The sequence below is a fragment of the Kitasatospora sp. NPDC005856 genome, from assembly GCF_040629945.1.
Taxonomy (GTDB): Bacteria; Actinomycetota; Actinomycetes; order Streptomycetales; family Streptomycetaceae; genus Kitasatospora.
Map to the genome: position 1 here is coordinate 1 of NZ_JBEXWT010000109.1, position 18,386 is coordinate 18,386.

The 18,386-nt window shown below is 74.2% G+C and carries 14 protein-coding genes; 9 read left to right on the forward strand and 5 right to left on the reverse strand.

Going from position 1 to position 18,386, the window contains the following annotated elements; translation table 11 throughout:
* Positions 1-479 precede the first annotated feature (479 nt).
* Complete coding sequence (locus ABZ449_RS36885; protein WP_360354975.1) at positions 480-1,487, forward strand: helix-turn-helix domain-containing protein; 1,008 nt, start codon at positions 480-482, stop codon at positions 1,485-1,487.
* A gap of 132 nt (positions 1,488-1,619) precedes the next feature.
* Here the strand turns inward: ABZ449_RS36885 and ABZ449_RS36890 are convergent, their stop codons facing one another.
* The 3 genes from ABZ449_RS36890 to ABZ449_RS36900 form a co-directional block, all read right to left on the reverse strand.
* Positions 1,620-1,982 (reverse strand): DUF952 domain-containing protein, encoded by a 363-nt coding sequence (locus ABZ449_RS36890; protein WP_360354978.1) that lies wholly within the window; start codon positions 1,980-1,982, stop codon positions 1,620-1,622.
* Between the two features lie 94 nt (positions 1,983-2,076).
* Positions 2,077-3,624, reverse strand: a complete 1,548-nt coding sequence (locus ABZ449_RS36895) for a mucoidy inhibitor MuiA family protein (RefSeq protein WP_360354980.1) — start codon at positions 3,622-3,624, stop codon at positions 2,077-2,079.
* Between the two features lie 3 nt (positions 3,625-3,627).
* Positions 3,628-5,871: a DUF4139 domain-containing protein gene (locus ABZ449_RS36900; RefSeq protein WP_360354983.1), complete on the reverse strand. Its 2,244-nt coding sequence runs from the start codon at positions 5,869-5,871 to the stop codon at positions 3,628-3,630.
* Between the two features lie 374 nt (positions 5,872-6,245).
* On the opposite strand from ABZ449_RS36900, the gene ABZ449_RS36905 reads away from it, so the two are divergent.
* The 3 genes from ABZ449_RS36905 to der all read left to right on the forward strand — a co-directional run bounded on the left by ABZ449_RS36905 (position 6,246) and on the right by der (position 9,883).
* Positions 6,246-7,331, forward strand: coding sequence for a prephenate dehydrogenase (locus ABZ449_RS36905; protein WP_360354985.1), 1,086 nt, complete (start codon positions 6,246-6,248; stop codon positions 7,329-7,331).
* A gap of 195 nt (positions 7,332-7,526) precedes the next feature.
* Complete coding sequence (cmk, locus tag ABZ449_RS36910; protein ID WP_360354987.1) at positions 7,527-8,240, forward strand: (d)CMP kinase; 714 nt, start codon at positions 7,527-7,529, stop codon at positions 8,238-8,240.
* Positions 8,241-8,428: 188 nt separating this feature from the next.
* Positions 8,429-9,883 (forward strand): ribosome biogenesis GTPase Der, encoded by a 1,455-nt coding sequence (gene der / locus ABZ449_RS36915; protein WP_360354990.1) that lies wholly within the window; start codon positions 8,429-8,431, stop codon positions 9,881-9,883.
* A 263-nt stretch (positions 9,884-10,146) separates the two neighbouring features.
* On the opposite strand, the gene ABZ449_RS36920 is transcribed toward der, so the two are convergent.
* The gene (locus ABZ449_RS36920; protein WP_360354993.1) at positions 10,147-11,124 is read right to left on the reverse strand and encodes a hypothetical protein; all 978 of its coding nucleotides are present in this window, start codon (positions 11,122-11,124) and stop codon (positions 10,147-10,149) included.
* Between the two features lie 328 nt (positions 11,125-11,452).
* Positions 11,453-12,301, reverse strand: coding sequence for a hypothetical protein (locus ABZ449_RS36925; protein ID WP_360354996.1), 849 nt, complete (start codon positions 12,299-12,301; stop codon positions 11,453-11,455).
* Positions 12,302-12,892: 591 nt separating this feature from the next.
* On the opposite strand from ABZ449_RS36925, the gene ABZ449_RS36930 reads away from it, so the two are divergent.
* From ABZ449_RS36930 to ABZ449_RS36950, 5 genes are all read left to right on the forward strand, one after another.
* Positions 12,893-13,687 (forward strand): transglycosylase family protein, encoded by a 795-nt coding sequence (locus ABZ449_RS36930; protein WP_360354998.1) that lies wholly within the window; start codon positions 12,893-12,895, stop codon positions 13,685-13,687.
* Between the two features lie 415 nt (positions 13,688-14,102).
* Positions 14,103-14,795 (forward strand): alpha-ketoglutarate-dependent dioxygenase AlkB, encoded by a 693-nt coding sequence (locus ABZ449_RS36935; protein ID WP_360355001.1) that lies wholly within the window; start codon positions 14,103-14,105, stop codon positions 14,793-14,795.
* Between the two features lie 165 nt (positions 14,796-14,960).
* Complete coding sequence (locus tag ABZ449_RS36940; protein WP_360355004.1) at positions 14,961-15,830, forward strand: acyl-CoA thioesterase II; 870 nt, start codon at positions 14,961-14,963, stop codon at positions 15,828-15,830.
* A 183-nt stretch (positions 15,831-16,013) separates the two neighbouring features.
* Positions 16,014-16,805, forward strand: coding sequence for a DUF1684 domain-containing protein (locus tag ABZ449_RS36945; RefSeq protein ID WP_360355007.1), 792 nt, complete (start codon positions 16,014-16,016; stop codon positions 16,803-16,805).
* 238 nt (positions 16,806-17,043) lie between these two features.
* The gene (locus ABZ449_RS36950; RefSeq protein WP_360355009.1) at positions 17,044-18,327 is read left to right on the forward strand and encodes an MFS transporter; all 1,284 of its coding nucleotides are present in this window, start codon (positions 17,044-17,046) and stop codon (positions 18,325-18,327) included.
* Positions 18,328-18,386 lie beyond the last annotated feature (59 nt).

Sequence of the window (18,386 nt, forward strand, 5' to 3'; positions counted from 1 at the left end):
GCTTCCTGGGCCCCTGCGGCTTCCGGTCCCTACGGATCTTGAAGTCCATCGCACACCTTGAGCTGGGGTGTTGCGACGACCGTTAGAACCCAAGCACGCTGCGGCCGGGGGCTCCGGCGTCTCCGGGGACGCGGGTGTTCACATGCGGTGTCCGTGTGCCGGTGTTCACGTGCGGAAGCCCAGGTGCGTCTGCTCACGGGGGATGTTCCCGCGTCGGCGTCCACGGGTGGCTGTCCGTGCGTCGGCGTCCACGGGTGGCCCTCCGTGCGTCGGTGTCCACAAGCGGGCGTCCACGATTCGGACACGTCGTGTGAGACGGGACGCAACCGCTGGTCACGGCCTTGTCAGCGTCATGATCCGTGGCCGAGGATGGCCACCGGAGCACCACTCCGCCCGGTGGCGGGACTGCGCCAGTACTGGCGCGCGGGTCGGGGTAGGAGCGGGCCAACGGGAACGGGCGAGCAGGGGGAGTGGGCGTCGTGTCCGATGCAGCACTGGGGCGGGCCGGCGGACAGGCCCTCGGCGCGCTGGGACTGGCGGAGCCGGACGGGCAGGTCTACGCGGCACTGGTGGCCAACCCGCAGTCCACGGCGGAGGAGCTGGCGGAGACCTGCGGGCTGACGTTCCAGCAGAGCGTGCGCGCCCTGGACCGGTTGGCGCAGCAGGGCATGGCCACCCGGGCCCCGGTGGACCGCCACCGCTACCTGCCGGTCCCCCCGGACGTCGCGATCGGCACGCTGATCGGGCACCGGGAGTCGGAGCTGCGGTACGCCCGGGCCGAGATGCACCGGCTGATGGACGCCTTCCGGGAGGCCTCGCGGTACACCGACCCGGCGCACTCGGTGGAGGTGCTGACGGGCGGCGAGGCGATCGCCCAGCGGCTGGAGCACATCACCGAGACCAGCCGGTACCAGGTGCGCGGCTTCGACCGTCCGCCGTACATCCAGGACCCGGTGGCGGCGATGCCCCTGCAGCGGCGGCGGCTGCGCGAGGGCGTGAAGTTCCGGACGATCTACGACCGGGAGGCGGTGGCCTGGCCGGGGCGGCTGGAGAAGAACATCCTGGCCGGTGTCGCGGACGGCGAGGAGGCGCGGGTCCGGTCGGCGCTGCCGATGAAGATGATCATCTCGGACGACCGGATGGCGATCATCCCGATCAGCGTCGGCGACAGCGTGCTGGACGCCGCGTACGTGATCCACCCTTCGGCCCTGCTCCAGGCGCTGGACACGCTGTTCGAGGCGGAGTGGGAGCGGGCCGTGCGCTTGCAGGCGGAGGTCGGCGCCGCGGACGGCGAGTCGGGGCCGGACTCCGACCACCGCAAGCTGCTGGGCCTGCTGGCGGCCGGGCTCACCGACGAGTCGATCGCCCGCTCGCTCGGCTGGAGCGCCCGGACCACCCAGCGGCGCCTGCAGAGCCTGATGCGCTCGCTGGGCGCCACCACCCGCTTCCAGGCCGGGATGGCGGCCCGGGAGCGGGGGTGGCTGTAGGGGCGCTCCCCGGTCGGGATGCGCTCCTCGGTCGGGATGGGCTCCTCGGCCGGGATGGGCTCCTCGGCCGGGATGCGCTCCTCGATCGGGATGCGCTCTCCGGTCGGGGGACGTTCGCCCGGTCGCGCCTCGTCAGCTCCAGGGGCTGAGCGAGACCCAGCGGCCGTCCGGGCCGCGCTCGACCTTCTGCAGGCCGACCACGGCGGTGCGGTTCAGCCGCCCGTAGACGTGCGGGAACAGCACACCGGGGGTGGCCCCGGGCGGCGGTGCGCCGTGCGGGGCCTCCCACTTCACCATCGGCTCCACGAGCGACTCGTCGATCAGCAGCACCATCAGCGGGTCGGGGGTGTCGGCGAAGAAGGCGTTGGCCACCGCGAGGGCCGTCTGCTCGTCCGCCGAACAGTGGATGAACCCGTCGGTGAGCAGCGACGCGGTGGCGTACGGGCGGCCGGGGTCGGCCAGCCAGTCGTCCAGGGGAGCAAGGTGGAGGATCATGTTTCCTTTTCTACCCGTTGTCTCCGGATTGGTCCTGAGCGGCCGTCATCGGCACGGCGGTGTCCGCCGGTCGTCCGTAGGCCGCCCGTAGCGGTCAGAGCCCGGCCACCTTGGCGGACGCGGACACCTCGTACACCAGGGTGAGGGTGCGCCGGGCGCCCGGGGCGAGCGGGACGTCCCAGCGGACGATGCCCTCGGCGTCGAAGGAGTCCGGGGCCGGGGAGCACTCCTCCTTGCGCAGCCGCACCTCGACCGCCGACACCTCGGAGACCGGCACCCGCTCGCGCACCGAGACGATCCGCTCGTCGTGCTCCTCCGGACCGGAGAAGCGGGACAGGTGCAGCCGGACCGTCCGGGTGGTGGTCTGGCGGCCGGTGAGGCCGGCCGTGGCCTGGCGCTCCTCGGTCTCCCGGACCACCCGGTAGCCGTCCGAGCTGCCGAAGGACAGTTCGGCCTCGGCTCCGGCGGCCGTGAAGCGCAGCTCGCCGCGGCCGGTGAACCCGCTGCCGCGGACCAGCTCGACCGGGCCGGCCAGCAGCGGGTGCCCGGCCGCGTTGCGGAACCGGACCACCTGGGTGACCAGCGGGGACAGCTCCGGGGCGCTGGCGTACTCGCTGCTCGCCGACCCGGTGAAGGCGCCCAGCGGCACCCGGTGGGCGCGGCCGTCGGAGGGCACCGTCGCGGGAGCGGGGGCGGGCAGCACCCGGACCTCGCCGCCGTCGTCCACGCCCGGCACCCCGGAGGCCGGGCCCAGGGTGGCGACCGCCTCCTCGCGCAGCTCGACCTCGACCGTGCGGCGCTCCTCGTCGGTGCGCTCGCGCAGCACCAGGACGTCCTCGGCGACCGCCGGCGGGGCGGTGGCGAGGGCGGAGCGAGCGGTGGAGAAGGTGAGCCGGACGTTCGTCCAGTCCTCGCCCGTGCGCTGCCAGACCACCGCCTCCGACTCCAGGCGCAGGCCGCTGCCGTCCAGGGTCGCCCGGTAGGAGGGCCGCCACAGCGCGCAGGGCACCAGGTGGGAGACGGTCAGCTCGGCGGGGCCGGGCCGCGCGGCCTCCATGGTGAGCTCCAGGTGGGCGGTCAGTTCGGCCGGCTCCTCCTCGGCCTCGTCCAGCGCGATCAGCGCCTGGGAGCGCTCCTGCTCGAGGCGGCGCAGCCGGGAGTGGATGGCGCGCAGCTCCTCGCCGTAGCGCTCGCGCTCGGCGTCCACCCGGCCGAGCTCCCGGGCCCAGCGATTGGGTTCGAGCTCGCCCAGGCCGGCGCCCTCGCCGATCTCGCGCAGCAGGTCGGCGGAGAGCTGGGCGAGCAGTGCCAGCCGGGCCTCCAGGCGGGCTCGGGTCTGGTCCGCCAGCCGGGTCTCGGCATCGAGCCGGTGCAGCCGGTGGCGCAGGTCCGAGTCCTCCGGCCCGGGCGGCAGCGGGGCGCGCGGGGCCCAGCCGCGCACCAGCCGGGCGTCCAGCACCCGGACGCCGTCGGTGGCGGACTCGGCGCGCAGGGTGCGGTCGACGGCGAGGGCGGTGAGCGGGCCCAGGCGCAGCCGCTGCACGCCCGCGGCGAGCCCGACCGTCGTGGTGCGTTCGACCTGGCCGCGGTCCTCCAGGCAGGTCACGGCGGTGACGGGAAGGGGAAGGGTCTCGACGGTCATTGCTCAGTTCCTCCGGTTTCCGCCGACGAGGGCCTTTCCGGCCGGGATCTTGATCAGGTAGCCGCCGTCCAGCTCGGTGCGCCCGCCCGGCGGCAGGTCGACGCGCCAGAGCCGGGTGCTGGGCGGGCAGTCCGGTGTGGAGACGGTCGGCGCGTGCCAGTCGGCCCGCTCCTCGATCCGGATCTCGGCGTCGGACGTGACCGGCACCCGCTCGCGGACCTCCACCGTGACGGCACGTCCGAGCCGGTTCGCCAGCTGGACGTGCACCCGGTGGTCGAGGACGGTGCTGTTGCCCTTCAGCATGCCGGTGGTGGACTCGTGCAGCTCGGTGCGGCGCGCCACCTCGATGCTCTCGGCGACGCCGATGCCCAGCCGTCGGGTGCCGCCGGGCGCCAGGGTGGGCAGGGCGGCGGTGAGCAGGAACTCGTCGTCCACGGTGACCTCGGCCGGGCCGGCCAGGACGGCCTGGTCGGTGCGGTTGGCGAGCACCAGGGTCGCGTACACCTTCTCCTCGACGGCGGGGACGGTGACGTACTCGGGTCGGACGGCGAGGGGGATCTCGCCGACGGTGACGGTGTGCCAGGTGCCGTCGGACGGGATGTCGGCGGGGGCGGCGGCGTCGAAGCGGTGGTCGAAGGAGCCGGCCGACTCCCGGGGCGCGACGGCGTGCCGGGGCAGGGCGAGGGTGCGCAGCTGCGCGGCGCCGCTGTCGCCGAACGCCGTCCAGGCCCGTTCCGCGCGGTCGATCCGCTCGGGGCGGGGGCGCAGGGTGCCGCGCCGGGCGGCGGGCTCCTCCGGGCCGGCCAGGACGAGGTCGGGATAGTCGAGCAGAGTGGCGTCCGGGGCGAGGCCGGGCGGCGGCGGGGGCGGGGCGGCGTGGCCGACGCGGCGGCGGGCCTTCGCGGGCGGGAGACCGCCCGGAGCCTGCGGCAGCGGTGCCGAGGCGGCGACCGGGACGGGCACCGGCGGCGGCGCGCCGTAGCCGGCGAAGCCGCCCGGGGCGACCGGAGGCGGGGGCATCGGCTCGTCGGCGCTCAGCAGGCCGCCGCCGTACGGGGCGCCGGAGAACTGCTCGTCGGCCGCGAAGGCCTCGGCCCGGGGGCCACCCGGACCGGCGCTGCCGGCGCGTGTGGCGCGGATTGCAGGGGCGGCGGGGACGGGCGTCAGGGCGGAGGTGACGATCGGGCGGTGGTGCGGTGCGGGGCGGTCGGTGTGCGCCGCGTCGTAGCCGGTGAAGAGGTCGCTCAGACCGGCCGGCGGCTCGCGCCAGCCGGAGGGCGGCGGGGCCGGCTGGCTGCGTCCGATCCGCAGCGAGGCGAGCCGGGGCAGGTCGGTGCGGCGGTCGAGGTCGGCGGTGGACAGGGCGAGGCGCACGCCGGTCCAGTCTTCGCCGGTGCGCTGGGCGACGGCGGCGCGCAGGACCAGGTGGGCGGTGTCGTCGCCGGTCCGGTAGGAGAGCCGGTAGGCGGGCACCCAGCGGGCGGCGGGGACGCCGTACTCCAGTTCCAGTTCCAGTTCCAGTTCCAGGTCCAGGTCCTGGGTCGGGTTGAGGTCGGAGTCGAGGTCGGAGTTGAGGTCGGGGTGGTCGCCGTCGGGGGTGGGGGTGCCCGCGGTGGTGAGGGTGAGCAGGACGGTGGTGCTGGTGCCGACCGGCTCGACCCGGGCGGCGGTGGACGCGCGCTCCAGCCGGTCGGCGGCCAAGTCGCGCTCGTGATCGGCGAGTTCCAGCTCCCGGGTGAGCTCCTCGGCGCGCTCCTGGAGCCGGGACAGCCGCTCGTCGACGAAGTCGGCGAGCTCCAGCCACGCGTCGGCGGGCGTGCGGCGCAGCGGCTCGTCGCGTCGGCGCTGCGGCGGGACGGCGCGCAGTGCGGAGGTCTCGGCGATCGAGGCCAGGACCAGCCGGTGACGTTCGGCGAGCGTGCTGCGGTGCTCGGTGGCCTCGTCCAGCGCCCGCTTCAGGGCTGGGAGTTCGTCCGGCTCGCGGAGTTCGGCGAGCAACTCCAGCCGGGCCTCGGTGACGGCGGTTCCGGCCGGCCCGGCGAGCACCCGGGCGCGCAGCGAGCGGCCGTCCAGGGCGGCGGGCAGGCCGGTCAGACGCAGCCGCCCACCGGGCGGGACCGGGACGGTGGCCCGTCGGCGGCACACCGCGCCCTCGGCGTACACCACGACGGAGTCCAGGACCGACGGGTGGGCCGGTACGGTCGGCGGTTTCGACTGCCCGCTCCGGCCGTTGTGCTGATCGTCCATGCGCAACCCCTTCGTTCGCGTGTTCCCCGCTGTGGTCCCCGCCGCGTGGCGCCGGTGGCGTGGTGCTCGTCGTGTCGCTGTCGGTCTGTTTCTTCCGCGTTGCCCACATTCCGTGCGGCCGGCGCCGTCCCCCCGGGCGGCCAGTCTGCCCGGCTTCGGTGCGGGCGTCGCAGGATTTCCTGGTCCGGCGTGTGCACTGAGTGGGACGGGGCGGGCCTCGTGGCGGTTGCCGGTGCCGGAAGCTGCCGGGCCGCCGTTCCGGTTGCCGGGTGGTGGGTGGGGACTCGGCAGCGTGGATGAGGGAGGATGGGGCGCGGGTGCTCCCGGACGGTCCCGGCACCTGTCGAGATTCATGATGAGGAGAGCGACCCGCCATGCGCACTGCCGTCGTCGTCGGCACCGGACTGATCGGCACCTCCGCCGCGCTCGCGCTGACCGCTCGAGGTCTGACCGTCCATCTGGAGGACGCCGACCCGGACGCGGCCCGTACCGCCGAGTCGCTCGGCGCGGGCATCACCGACCCGGTCGACGGCCCCGTGGACCTGGCGATCATCGCCGTCCCGCCCGCTCTGGTCGGCAAGGTGCTCGCCGACTGCCAGCGCCGCAACCTGGCGCACTGGTACACCGACGTCGCCAGTGTGAAGGCCGGTCCGCGCGGTGAGATCGCCGAGCTCGGCTGCGACACCGCCCACTACATCGGTAGTCACCCGATGGCCGGCCGCGAGAGGTCCGGCCCGCTGGCCGCCCGCGCCGACATCTTCGAGGGCCGCCCCTGGGTGCTCACCCCGACCGAGGACACCGACACCGAGACGCTCAACGCCGCGCTGGAGCTGGTCGCGCTCTGCGGCGCGGTGCCGATCGTGATGGACGCCGCGGAGCACGACCGGGCGGTCGCCCTGGTCTCGCACGCCCCGCAGCTGGTCTCCTCGCTGGTCGCGGCCCGCCTGGAGAACGCCGACGAGACCGCCATAAGGCTCTCCGGCCAGGGCGTGCGCGACGTCACCAGGATCGCCGCCTCCAACCCCGGCATGTGGGTCGACATCCTCTCCGCCAACGCGGGCGCGGTCGCCGACGTCCTGGAGGGGGTCGCCCGCGACCTCGGCACGACGGTCACCGCGCTGCGCGCCATGGAAGCCGTCGAGGAGAGCGAGCGCCAGGCCGGTGCGGCCGGGATCGTGGAGGTCATGCGGCGCGGCAACACCGGTCAGGCCCGCATCCCCGGCAAGCACGGTGCGCCGCCCACCCGGTACGAGACCGTGGCGGTCGTGCTGGGCGACCAGCCGGGCGAGCTGGGCCGGCTGTTCGGGGAGGTCGGCGACGCCGGGGTCAACATCGAGGACGTCGTCATCGAGCACTCGACCGGGCAGCAGGTCGGCTTCGTCCAGCTGTCGGTGGCGCCGACGGCGGTGAAGCGGCTGACGAAGGCGCTGCGGGCGAGCGGCTGGAGCGTGCGGGACTGACGGTTCGGGCCCGCCGTACCCGGGGGCTCGACCGGTTGGGCGTGATCGGCCGGGCTTGATCGGTCGGGCTTGATCGGTCGGGCCGGACGGTGGCGGAGAGGGACACGGCGGCGGTCCATTAACCTTGAGGGAGACAATCCCCGGTCGTCCGCCTGCCCAGGCTCCGGCCCCCATGCTCAGAGAGAGGTTCGCCCCGTGGACACTGCCGACCGAGCGCACGCCCCGGTCGTCGTCGCCATCGACGGACCCTCCGGCTCCGGCAAGTCGACCGTCTCGCGGGCGGTCGCCGCCCGGCTGGGCCTGAGCTTCCTGGACACCGGCGCCATGTACCGGGCGATGACCTGGTGGATGCTGGCCAACGACGTCGACGTCGACGACCCGGAGGCGGTGGCCGTCGCGTGCGGCAAGCCGGTGATCGTCTCGGGCACCGACGCCGACGGCCCGACCATAACGGTGGACGGCCAGGACGTCTCGGGCCCGATCCGCGGCCCCGAGGTGACCGCCAAGGTCAGCGCCGTGTCCGCGGTGCCGGCCGTACGGTCCCGGCTGGTGGAGCTGCAGCGCGGCTGCGCCGAGGTCGCCGAACGCGGCATCGTCGCCGAGGGTCGCGACATGGGGACCGTGGTGTTCCCGGACGCCACCGTCAAGGTCTTCCTGACCGCCTCCGAGGAGGCCCGGGCCTCGCGCCGGGCGGCCGAGCTGCGCGCCAAGGGGGTGGACGAGGCGACCATCACCGCGATGGCCGCAGACCTCGCCCGCCGCGACGCCGCCGACTCCTCCCGGAAGACGGCCCCGCTGGCCCAGGCCGCGGACGCCGTCCTGGTGGACACCAGCGACCTCACCCTGGAACAGGTGATCGACCGGATCGCCGGGCTGGTGGAGGAGCAGGCCGGACTGTCCTCGGTCTGACCGGTCGGCCGATGACCGGCGGCCGGTCCATGGCGGTCGGCCACCGACCGCCGACCGGCGACCAGGCACTGAAGTGAACCGCGGGCCGCCGAGGCGCCCCGGAGACAACCATCGCGCTGCCCCGAGCGGGGCAGGTACGCACGGCACGCCCCTGGGAAGGGCCGGGCCGGGAAACGGAACAGACGAACATGACCGCAGAGCACGCCGCCACCGGCCACGGTGAGCTGGACGCCGCCGACTACGCCGAGTTCATGGCACTCGCCGCCGAAGAGGGCTTCGACCTCGACGGCCTCGACGCCGTGGACGGTGCCGAGCACGGCCGACTGCCGGTGCTGGCCGTGGTCGGCCGCCCGAACGTCGGCAAGTCGACCCTGGTGAACCGCATCATCGGCCGCCGCGAGGCCGTCGTCGAGGACAAGCCGGGCGTCACCCGCGACCGGGTCACCTACGAGGCCAGCTGGAACGGCCGCCGCTTCAAGGTGGTCGACACGGGCGGCTGGGAGATCGACGTCCTCGGCATCGACGCCATGGTGGCCGCCCAGGCCGAGCTGGGCATCGAGCAGGCCGACGCGGTGCTGTTCGTGGTGGACGCCACCGTCGGCGCCACCGACACCGACGAGGCCCTGATCAAGATCATCCGCCGGGCGGGCAAGCCGACCGTCCTGTGCGCCAACAAGGTCGACGGCCCCTCCACCGAGGCCGAGGCCGCCTACCTGTGGTCGCTCGGCCTCGGCGAGCCGTACCCGGTCTCGGCCCTGCACGGCCGCGGCTCGGGTGACCTCCTGGACGCCGTCATGGACGCGCTGCCCGAGGCCCCGCCGCAGACCTTCGGCGACGCCGCCCCCGGCGGCCCGCGCCGCATCGCGCTGATCGGTCGGCCCAACGTCGGCAAGTCCAGCCTGCTGAACAAGGTCGCCGGCGAGGAGCGCGTCGTCGTCAACGAGCTGGCCGGCACCACCCGTGACCCGGTCGACGAGATGATCGACCTCGGCGGCAAGACCTGGAAGTTCGTGGACACCGCCGGTATCCGCCGCCGCGTCCACCTGACCGCCGGCGCCGACTTCTACGCCTCGCTGCGCACCGCCGCCGCGCTGGAGAAGGCCGAGGTCGCGGTCGTCCTGATCGACGCCAGCGAGACCCTCGCCGAGCAGGACACCCGGATCATCTCGATGGCCGTCGAGGCCGGGCGGGCCGTCGTCGTCGCCTACAACAAGTGGGACCAGCTGGACGAGGAGCGCCGCTACTACCTGGAGCGCGAGATCGAGCGCGACCTCGTCCAGGTGCAGTGGGCCCCGCGGGTCAACGTCTCCGCCAAGACCGGCCGGCACATGGAGAAGCTCGTCCCGGCGATCGAGACCGCGCTGGAGGGCTGGGAGACCCGCATCCCCACCGCGCGCCTGAACGCCTTCCTCGGCGAGCTGGTCGCCGCCCACCCGCACCCGATCCGTGGCGGCAAGCAGCCGCGCATCCTGTTCGGCACCCAGGCGGGCGCCCGTCCGCCGCGCTTCGTGCTGTTCGCCTCGGGCTTCCTGGAGGCCGGCTACCGGCGCTTCATCGAGCGCCGACTGCGTGAGGAGTTCGGGTTCGTGGGGACGCCGATCTCGATCTCGGTGCGGGTCCGGGAGAAGCGCAAGAAGAAGTAGCGGTAGCAGTAGGGGGAGAGGTAGCAGCGGGCAGGAGTGGTCGGTCCGCTGACCTACGGCCGGAGGGCCTCGCCACGGTGGTGGCGGGGCCCTCCGGCGTTTCCGGGGAGGGGGTTGCGTTCGGCCTGGTCGGGCTCGGCCGACTCGGTCCGGGTCGGTTCGACTCGGTCCGGGTTGGTTCGGCCTGGTGCGCCTTGGTTCGGTTGGGCTCGGCCGGGTCGGGGCGAGCCCAACCGGGTCGGGTGTCCGGGGTACGGCGGGCGTCAGCGGTGGTCGGCGGTGGGGCCCGGGGGCAGGGAGAGCATCTGACGGTGGCGACCGCCGGAGGGCCGGGTGGGGGCGAGGCCGTCGACCGTGCCCATCACCGGGGCGGGTGCGGGAGGCGCCGGGGGCGGGGGTGCGGGGACCGGCAAGGGGTGCGGTGCCGCGCCCAGATAGCCGGATGCGACCCAGCCCTGACCGTTGGTGAACTGGGCGGCGGAGAGGGCGGGTTGGTCCTGGGCGGGGGCTGGGGTGGGGTGGCCCGGGCCGTCGCCGGCGGGTGCGGGTGAGGGCGCGTGGGCGGGCGAGCGCGTGTGCGTGGGCGGGTGTGTGGGCGGGTGTGTGGGCGGGTGTGTGGGGGCGGTGCCGGTGGGCTCGGAGTGGCCGACGGAGTGGCCGTGGTGGCGGCCGGTGAGATGGCTTCCGGCGGTGTGTGTACCGGGGTGACCGCCGGTGTGGGTGTTGACGTTGGTGTGGGTGTTGGCGTGGATGGTGGCGTGGGCGGCGCCGGAGTGAGCGCCGCTGTGGCCGTGTGGCTGGGTACCGGCGTGGCCGTGCTGCTGGCCGCCAGTCGGCCCGGAGCCGTGCTGCTGGGGGCCCGGCATGAACTGGGGGAGGCCCGGCACCTGGCCCGCGAGGGTGTGGAAGGCCTGCTGCTGGGGCGGGTACGGCTGCTGCTGCTCGCCGAGCAGCGGGTAGCCGTCACGGACCGCGAAGCCGGTGAACTTCAGGTCCTCCTCCCCCGAGCGGTCGCCGGGCAGGGCACGGAAGAGGCGCCGGTACTCGGAGTACAGCTCGTCGTAGATCGGCGTGGCGGAGTGCGGGTGCTCGGCGTCGTACGACGGGCGCATGCCCGGGATCGAGCGCGAGGCGGTGGCGGACCGGCCGGGGGACGCGGAGACGTCGTAGCTGTACACGTAGGGGCCAACGAGCGAGAGGGGCGGGGGATGCGGGGCGTGGGGGTGCGGGGGCTTCTCCACGCCGGAGCGTGGAGGGGAGGGTGCGCCGGGCGGAACGCGGGCGCGCCGGGGCGTCGTCCGTACGGTGCGCCGGGCCGGCGGCGCGGGGGCACAAGGCCGTGGTGCAGCGGCGGCGACGCGCTGGGGTGCGGGACGGGCGGGCGCACTGGGCAGGCCGCAGAGCGGGGCACGTGGGGCAGGCGGCAGGAGGGGCGTACTGGGTAGGCGGTCGGCGGGCGCGCCGAGGTGCGCTGGCCGTGCCGGGCGCGCGCCCGCCGGAAGGCGGCCACGGGGGTAGGCGGCCGCCTTCCGGCAGGTCGGGCGGGGCGGGGCGGGGCGCCGAGACGGATCAGGTGCCGGCGAGCGGGAGGGAGGCGGAGACCACCTGGCCCAGCGCCACCGCCCGCTCCAGCGCCTGGCGCAGCAGGTCCTCGCGGGGCTGCCGGCCGACCATGCCGGCCGGTACGGCGTACATCGTCACCTCGGAGAGCTGGCTCGCGGCCATCCGCCAGGCATCGGTGACCTGGAGCGGCTGGTGCGCCTGCCACCAGCCGGTGCTGCCGCCGGCCGCGGCGGGCTGGAGGATCGCGTGCAGCTTGCCCATCGCGACCAGGACGGACCAACCGGGCAGCTGATCCGGGGTCTCGTCCAGGTCGGTGACGGGCTGGAAGCCGGCGTCCTGGAGCAGGTCGAGGAACTCGTCCTCGCCCGAGGTGCTGCCGGGGCGGCCGACCGGCCCGGTCGGCTCGACCACCAGTGAGGCGTGACCGACCTTGCCGTGCAGCACCAGCCCGCAGGTGATGCCGAGGATGGCGGCCTGGCCGGGGGCGGTGGGCTGGGTCGGGTCGGGTCCGGGGGGAGCGGCCGCCGGGGGCGGGGTCGGCGCGGGGGCGGGGGCGGTGAGGTCCGGGCCGCCGGGCCGGGACTGGCTGATGCTGCGGACGGCGCCGGCCAGCTGCTCCTCGGAGACCGGTACGACCTGGGAAGGGATGCAGCGGGCGTGCGCGAAGGCGAGGACGGCGGTCTCCTCGCCGACGAACAGCACGGTGCTGGTGGGCTCCACGTGCGCGTCGCCGGGGGTCCGGCAGGAGGTGCACTCGTAGCTGTCGGGGGCGCGGTCGCCGCCTAGCAGGCGGTCGGCCTCGTCGTCGCCGATCTCGGACCGGACCTCGTCGCTGACGTCGAGCATGCGCGGCACAGGGTCTCCTCGGATGGGTGTGGATGGGGGTTCGGGGGCGGACACGGAGAGGTCGCCATGCCCAACGGGCCCTTGTGTCAGGCGTCACGGGTGCCCATCGAGGCTGACGGGAATTGCGTCGGATCCGACCGCGTGGCGTGTTCCTGTGGTCGCAATCTGTCGATGTCGGTGCCGGGACTGCCGAAATCAAACAGTGAGGTGAGTCACGCGGCGCGGATGTTTGATCTAGGAATCGACGGCTAAAGCGGACATTTCGGGCATGATTTCCTGATCATTACCGCCGGTAACCCTTGGCTGAGCTGGGCAGACCGTTGAAGTTTTGGCTTCCCCGTCGACCGGCTCGTAGCTTCTTGGTCGGCGCAACGAGCGCCACCCGGGTTCACCCCCGATGCACAGCCCCCCGGTCCGCCGGGCGCGGCAGGTGCCCGCCGACGCGATCGCTCGAACAGGTCGCCGGCGAGCGGCTGGGTGGCCAGGTCGGCAGCGGCACGTCCGACACGTGCACGGCCGTCCGACGGACGCGGCAAGCGATCACGGCCCTTCCGAGGGTCTGGTTCCGCATGCCCGCCCGGGGCTGTCGAGAGGAACCCCATGACCTTCCGTAACGAGACCGCCGCTGCCACCTCCACCGCCACCAAGCGCAACCGCGTTCGGATGGCCGTCGTGGCGGGCGCCGCTGTCGCGGCCCTGCCGGTGGCCGGCCTCGTCACGGCCACCTCGGCCTCCGCCGCCTCCGTCTCCACCTGGGACGCCGTCGCCCAGTGCGAGAGCGGCGGCAACTGGGCCATCAACACCGGCAACGGTTTCTACGGCGGTCTGCAGTTCACCTCCAGCACCTGGGCCGCCTTCGGTGGCACCGCCTACGCCTCGCAGGCCAACCTGGCCACCAAGGCGCAGCAGATCGCCGTCGCCGAGAAGGTCCTCGCCTCGCAGGGCCCGGGCGCCTGGCCCGTCTGCTCCGTCAAGGCCGGTCTGACCAAGGGCGGCGCCCCGGCCGCCGTCGACACCTCGGCGGGCTCCACCTCCGGCTCGACCGCCGCCAAGCCGGCCCAGACCCCGAAGGCCGCCGCCAAGCCGGCCGAGGCCCCGAAGGCCGCGCCGAAGGCCGACACCGCCGCGCCGAAGGCTGCCGCGCCGAAGGCGGACACCCCGAAGGCCGACGCCCAGAAGTCCGCGCCGAAGGCCGACCAGGGTGCCAAGTCCTGGAACCGCTCGAACGACGCCAAGCCGGCCGCCAAGGGCGACTACACCGTCAAGGCCGGTGACACCCTGAGCTCCATCGCCGCCGCGCAGGGCCTGGACTGGCACGACCTGTACCAGAACAACGCCAAGGTCATCGGTGGCAACCCGGACCTGATCTTCCCGGGCCAGACCCTCAGCATCTGAGGTCTGCCCGAGCACTGAGGTCCCGTGCGTAGCCGGCGTCGGCTGCCGGCTGCCCGGCTGGCCGGGTGCCCGGGTGCCCGGGTGCCGATGTGCCTCAGTGCCGACGTGCACGGCTTTCACGGCCGCTTCTCCGCCGCGCGGGTTCCTCCGCCGTTCGGGGGAGCGGCCGTCGGCGTTTCGCGGCGTCCGGCCCCTCCTGCTTGCGGGGATCGGGGCTGCCGGGGGTGCCGGGGGTGCTGGGGCCGCAGGGGGTGCTGGAGGTACTGGAGGTACTGCGGGTGCGTTCGGCGGCGGTGGGGTCGAGACAGGCCGGGGCCGGGGCTGGGGCTGGGGCCGGGGCTGGCGTCGGGGATCGGGGATCGGGGGTCGGAGCCGGGCCCGAGCCTGGGCGGCCGCGGTGCGGGAGGATGGTGGGGTGATCCAGGGCGAGCTGTTCAGCGACCCGGGCGGGGCCCCGGACGCGCGCGAGCGCTCCGAGCCGACCCCCGGCGCCGTCCTGCTGCCCGGCTGGCTGGACCTCGGCGCGCAGCGCCGCCTGGTCGCCGCCTGCCGGGAGTGGGCCCGCCCGCCGGCCGGCCTGCACGCCGTGCGGATGCCCACCGGCGGGATGATGTCCGTCCGGATGGTGAGCCTCGGCCTGCACTGGTACCCGTACGGCTACCGGCGGGTCGCCGAGGACGGCGCGCCCGTCAAGCCGTTCCCGCCGCTGCTCGGAGAACTGGCGCGCAGGGCCGTCGCCGAGGCGTACGGTGCCGCGCTGGAGGAGGTCACGGGCGCGGCGTCGTACGAGCCGGACATCGCGATCGTGAACCACTACGCGCACGGCGCGAAGATGGGGCTCCACCAGGACCGCGACGAGCGGGCCGACGCGCCCGTGGTCTCGCTCTCGCTGGGCGACGGCTGCGTCTTCCGGCTCGGGAACACCGAGACCAGGACCCGGCCGTGGACCGATCTGGAACTGCGCAGCGGGGACCTGCTGGTGTTCGGCGGTCCGGCCCGGTTCGCGTACCACGGGGTGGTGCGGACGCTGCCGGGCACGGCCGATCCGGCGCTGGGGCTGGTCGGGCGGCTCAACATCACGGTGCGGGAGTCGGGCCTGGAGGAGTAGCCGGTCGTGTCTGCTCGTGTCCGCTCCGCTCGCATCCGCTCGTCAACTCGTCTACTCGTTCGAGTGAAGTGGGAGTTCCGGACGGCTGCGCGGGAATGACCTGGGTCGCCGGGGAATTCGAGTGAGCTGGAGAATTCGTTCGGAATCCGGAGAGGAAAAGTACGCATGGGAACCCCTGTCGACGACCTTGTCGATCTGCTCGACCTCGAGCAGATCGAGCTCAACATCTTCCGTGGGCGCAGCCCCGAGGAGGCGTTGCAACGGACGTTCGGCGGCCAGGTCGCCGGGCAGGCGCTGGTCGCGGCAGGGCGGACGGTGGACGACGCGCGCCCGGTCCACTCGCTGCACGCCTACTTCCTGCGTCCCGGGGTCCCCGGCCTGCCGATCGTCTACCAGGTCGACCGGATCCGCGACGGCCGCTCCTTCACCACCCGCCGGGTGCTCGGCATCCAGGGCGGTCGGTCGATCTTCGCGCTCACGGCCGACTTCCACAGACCCGAGGAGGGCGGCATCGAGCACCAGTACCCGATGCCGCCCGTCGCCGCTCCCGAGGACCTGCCCAGCGCCCTGGACGAGGTCGGTTCCCGGCTCGGCGAACTGCCCCCGTTCATCAGCCGCCGCCAGCCCTTCGACATCCGCTACGTCGACCGGCTGCGCTGGACCAAGGAGGAACTGGAGGGCGTCGAGGCGCGCAGCGGCGTCTGGCTGCGCACCAACGGCCGGCTGCCGGACGACCCGCTGATCCACGTCTGCGCCCTCACCTACGCCAGTGACATGACGCTGCTGGACGCCGTCCGTGCCCCGGTCGAGCCGCTGTGGGGCGAGCGGAACTTCGACATGGCCTCGCTCGACCACGCGATGTGGTTCCACCAGCCGTTCCGGACGGACGACTGGCTGCTGTACCAGCAGGAGTCCCCGATCGCGCACGGCGCGCGCGGTCTCGCACGCGGGCAGATCTTCGACCGGCACGGCCGGCTGGTGGTGTCCGTGGTGCAGGAGGGGCTGTTCCGTCCGCAGAAGCGCCGCGACGGGTAGGCGATGTGTGTGGCCGGTTCCGTGCTCCGTGTTGAGCCGCGTGTCGGCGCGTTGCCGCCGTGTTGCGGTTTCGGCGGCTTCCGGCCGACGGGAATGATCCGTCCGAGCGGACGGTGTTGTGGATGACCGAGAGGGGCGGCCCGAACGGCGGGCCGTCCACGAACCGACCGGGAGGGTGGACCGATGACGGCGACAGCCGCGGAGGACTGGAAGCACTGGAGCGACGGCCGGGCGGCGTCGGTGAGCGCGCAGCACGGACAGCTCGCACTCACCGGCACGCACTGGCTGGAGCCCGAGCCGGCCGAGATCCCCGGCCTGCCCGGGCACTGGTGGGCCGACGCCGAGGGCGTCCGGGTCCGGGCGGCGGCCTCCGACGGCATCACGGTCGACGGCGCCGGTGAGCCGGTGGACGGCGAGGCGCTGCTCCGCCCGGACACCGACCCGGCCGCCGACACCGCCACCCTGGGCGCCCTGCTGCTCGTCCCGATCGAGCGCGAGGGCGAGTTGGCCCTGCGGGTCTTCGACCCGGCCGCACCCCGCCGGGTCGCGTTCGCGGGCATCTCCGCCTACCCGTACGCGCCCGAGTGGGCCGTGCCCGCCGTCTTCACCCCGTTCGAGGACGACGACGCGCGGTCGGTCGTGGTCCCGAACGCCGACGGCCGGGAACGCCCGCTGGCCGTCTCCGGGCAGATCTCCTTCACCGTGGCGGGCGAGCACCGCACCCTGACCGTCAGCCGGTCGGGCGCGCTGCTCAGCGGCGTGATCGCCGACGCGACCAGCGGCAACGACACCTACCGCTTCCGCTTCATCACCCTGCCGGCGCCCGACGCCGAGGGCCGCACCGTCCTCGACCTCAACCGGGCCTACCTGCCGCCGTGCGCCTTCTCGGACCACTTCATCTGCCCCTTCCCGCCGCCGGGCAACCGGCTGGACTTCGCGGTGGAGGCGGGGGAGCGGCAGGTGCTGAGCCGGTAGGGGGAGCGGGCAGCGGGCCGCGGGTAGCCGGGAGCTCGTAGCCCGGCGCTCGTCGCCGGGATCGGCTCGGGCGGGGCCAGGGCCCTTCTCGGACGGCCCCGGTGCGAGGCCGTCCAGGGGCGGCGCGGAGCATGGGGTTATGTCAAACGGTCAACATTCCACGCCGCCCACCTCCCCCTCGCCCTCGCCCGCCTCTCCCACGCCCTCGGCCGCCTCCCCCACGTCAGCCTCGTCCCCCTTGCCCTCCTCCTCGCAGTCCGCCGCCGAGCCGGAACCCGATCCCGACACACCGTGGTACCGGCGGGCGTTCGCCGACCTCAGCCCGCTGCGCGACCTCCCCGACTACCGCAGGGTCTGGGCCGGGCAGGCAGTCTCCTCCATAGGCCAGCAGATGACGGCCGTCGCCGTCTCCGTCCAGGTCTACGACCTGACCGGCTCCGCCTTCGCGACCGGCCTGGTCGGCATCTTCTCCCTCGTCCCGCTGGTCGTGTTCGGCCTCTACGGCGGCGCGATCGCCGACACCGTCGACCGGCGCAAGCTGGGCCTGATCGGCTCGGCCGGTCTGGCGGTCGTCTCCGCCGTCCTGGCCGCGCAGGCACTGGCCGGCCTCGGACTGGTAGCCGTCCTGTACGCCGCCGTCGCCGTCCAGGCCGGCTTCTTCGCGGTCAGCTCGCCCGCCCGGTCCGCGATGATCCCCCGACTGGTGCCCAGCCACCAGCTCCCGGCGGCGAACGCCCTGAACACCGTCAGCATGAACCTCGGCCTCACCATCGGCCCGATGCTCGGCGGCGTCCTCATCGGCGCGTACGGCGTCCAGGCCGCCTACCTGATCGACACCGTCGCCTTCACCGGCACCCTCTACGCGATGTGGCGCCTGCCCGCCATGCGGCCGCTCGGCGAACGCAAGGGCCGCGCCTCCGTCCTCGACGGCCTCCGCTTCCTGCGCGAGCAGCCCAACCTGCGCATCAGCTTCCTCGCCGACCTGGCCGCCATGGTCTTCGGCATGCCACGCGCCCTCTTCCCGGCCATCGCGGTCACCTTCTACGGCGGCGACGCCGGCACCGTCGGTCTGCTGGTCTCCGCCCCGGCCGTCGGCGCCCTGATCGGCGCGCTCTTCTCCGGCTGGGTCGGCCGCGTGCACCGCCAGGGCGTCGCCGTCCTCGCCGCCGTCGCCGCCTGGGGCCTGGCCATCGCGGCCTTCGGTGCCCTCCACAACCTCTGGCTCGGCCTCCTGCTGCTCGCGGTCGCCGGCTGCGCCGACACGGTCAGCATGATCTTCCGCAACACCATGATGCAGGTCGCGGCCCCGGACGAGATGCGCGGCCGCCTCCAGGGCATCTTCATCGTCGTCGTGGCCGGCGGCCCCCGCCTCGGCGACTTCGAATCCGGCACCGTCGCCGCCCTCACCAACCCCGCCACCTCCGTGATCACCGGCGGCCTCGCCTGCGTCGCCGCCGTCCTCCTCCTCGCCGCCCGCCGCCCCGCCTTCCTCACCTACGACGCCCGCCACCCCACCCCCTGACCCACCCACCCCGAACCTGGCAGCGAGCACCCCCCGACGTGCTGTATTGTTTTCCACGT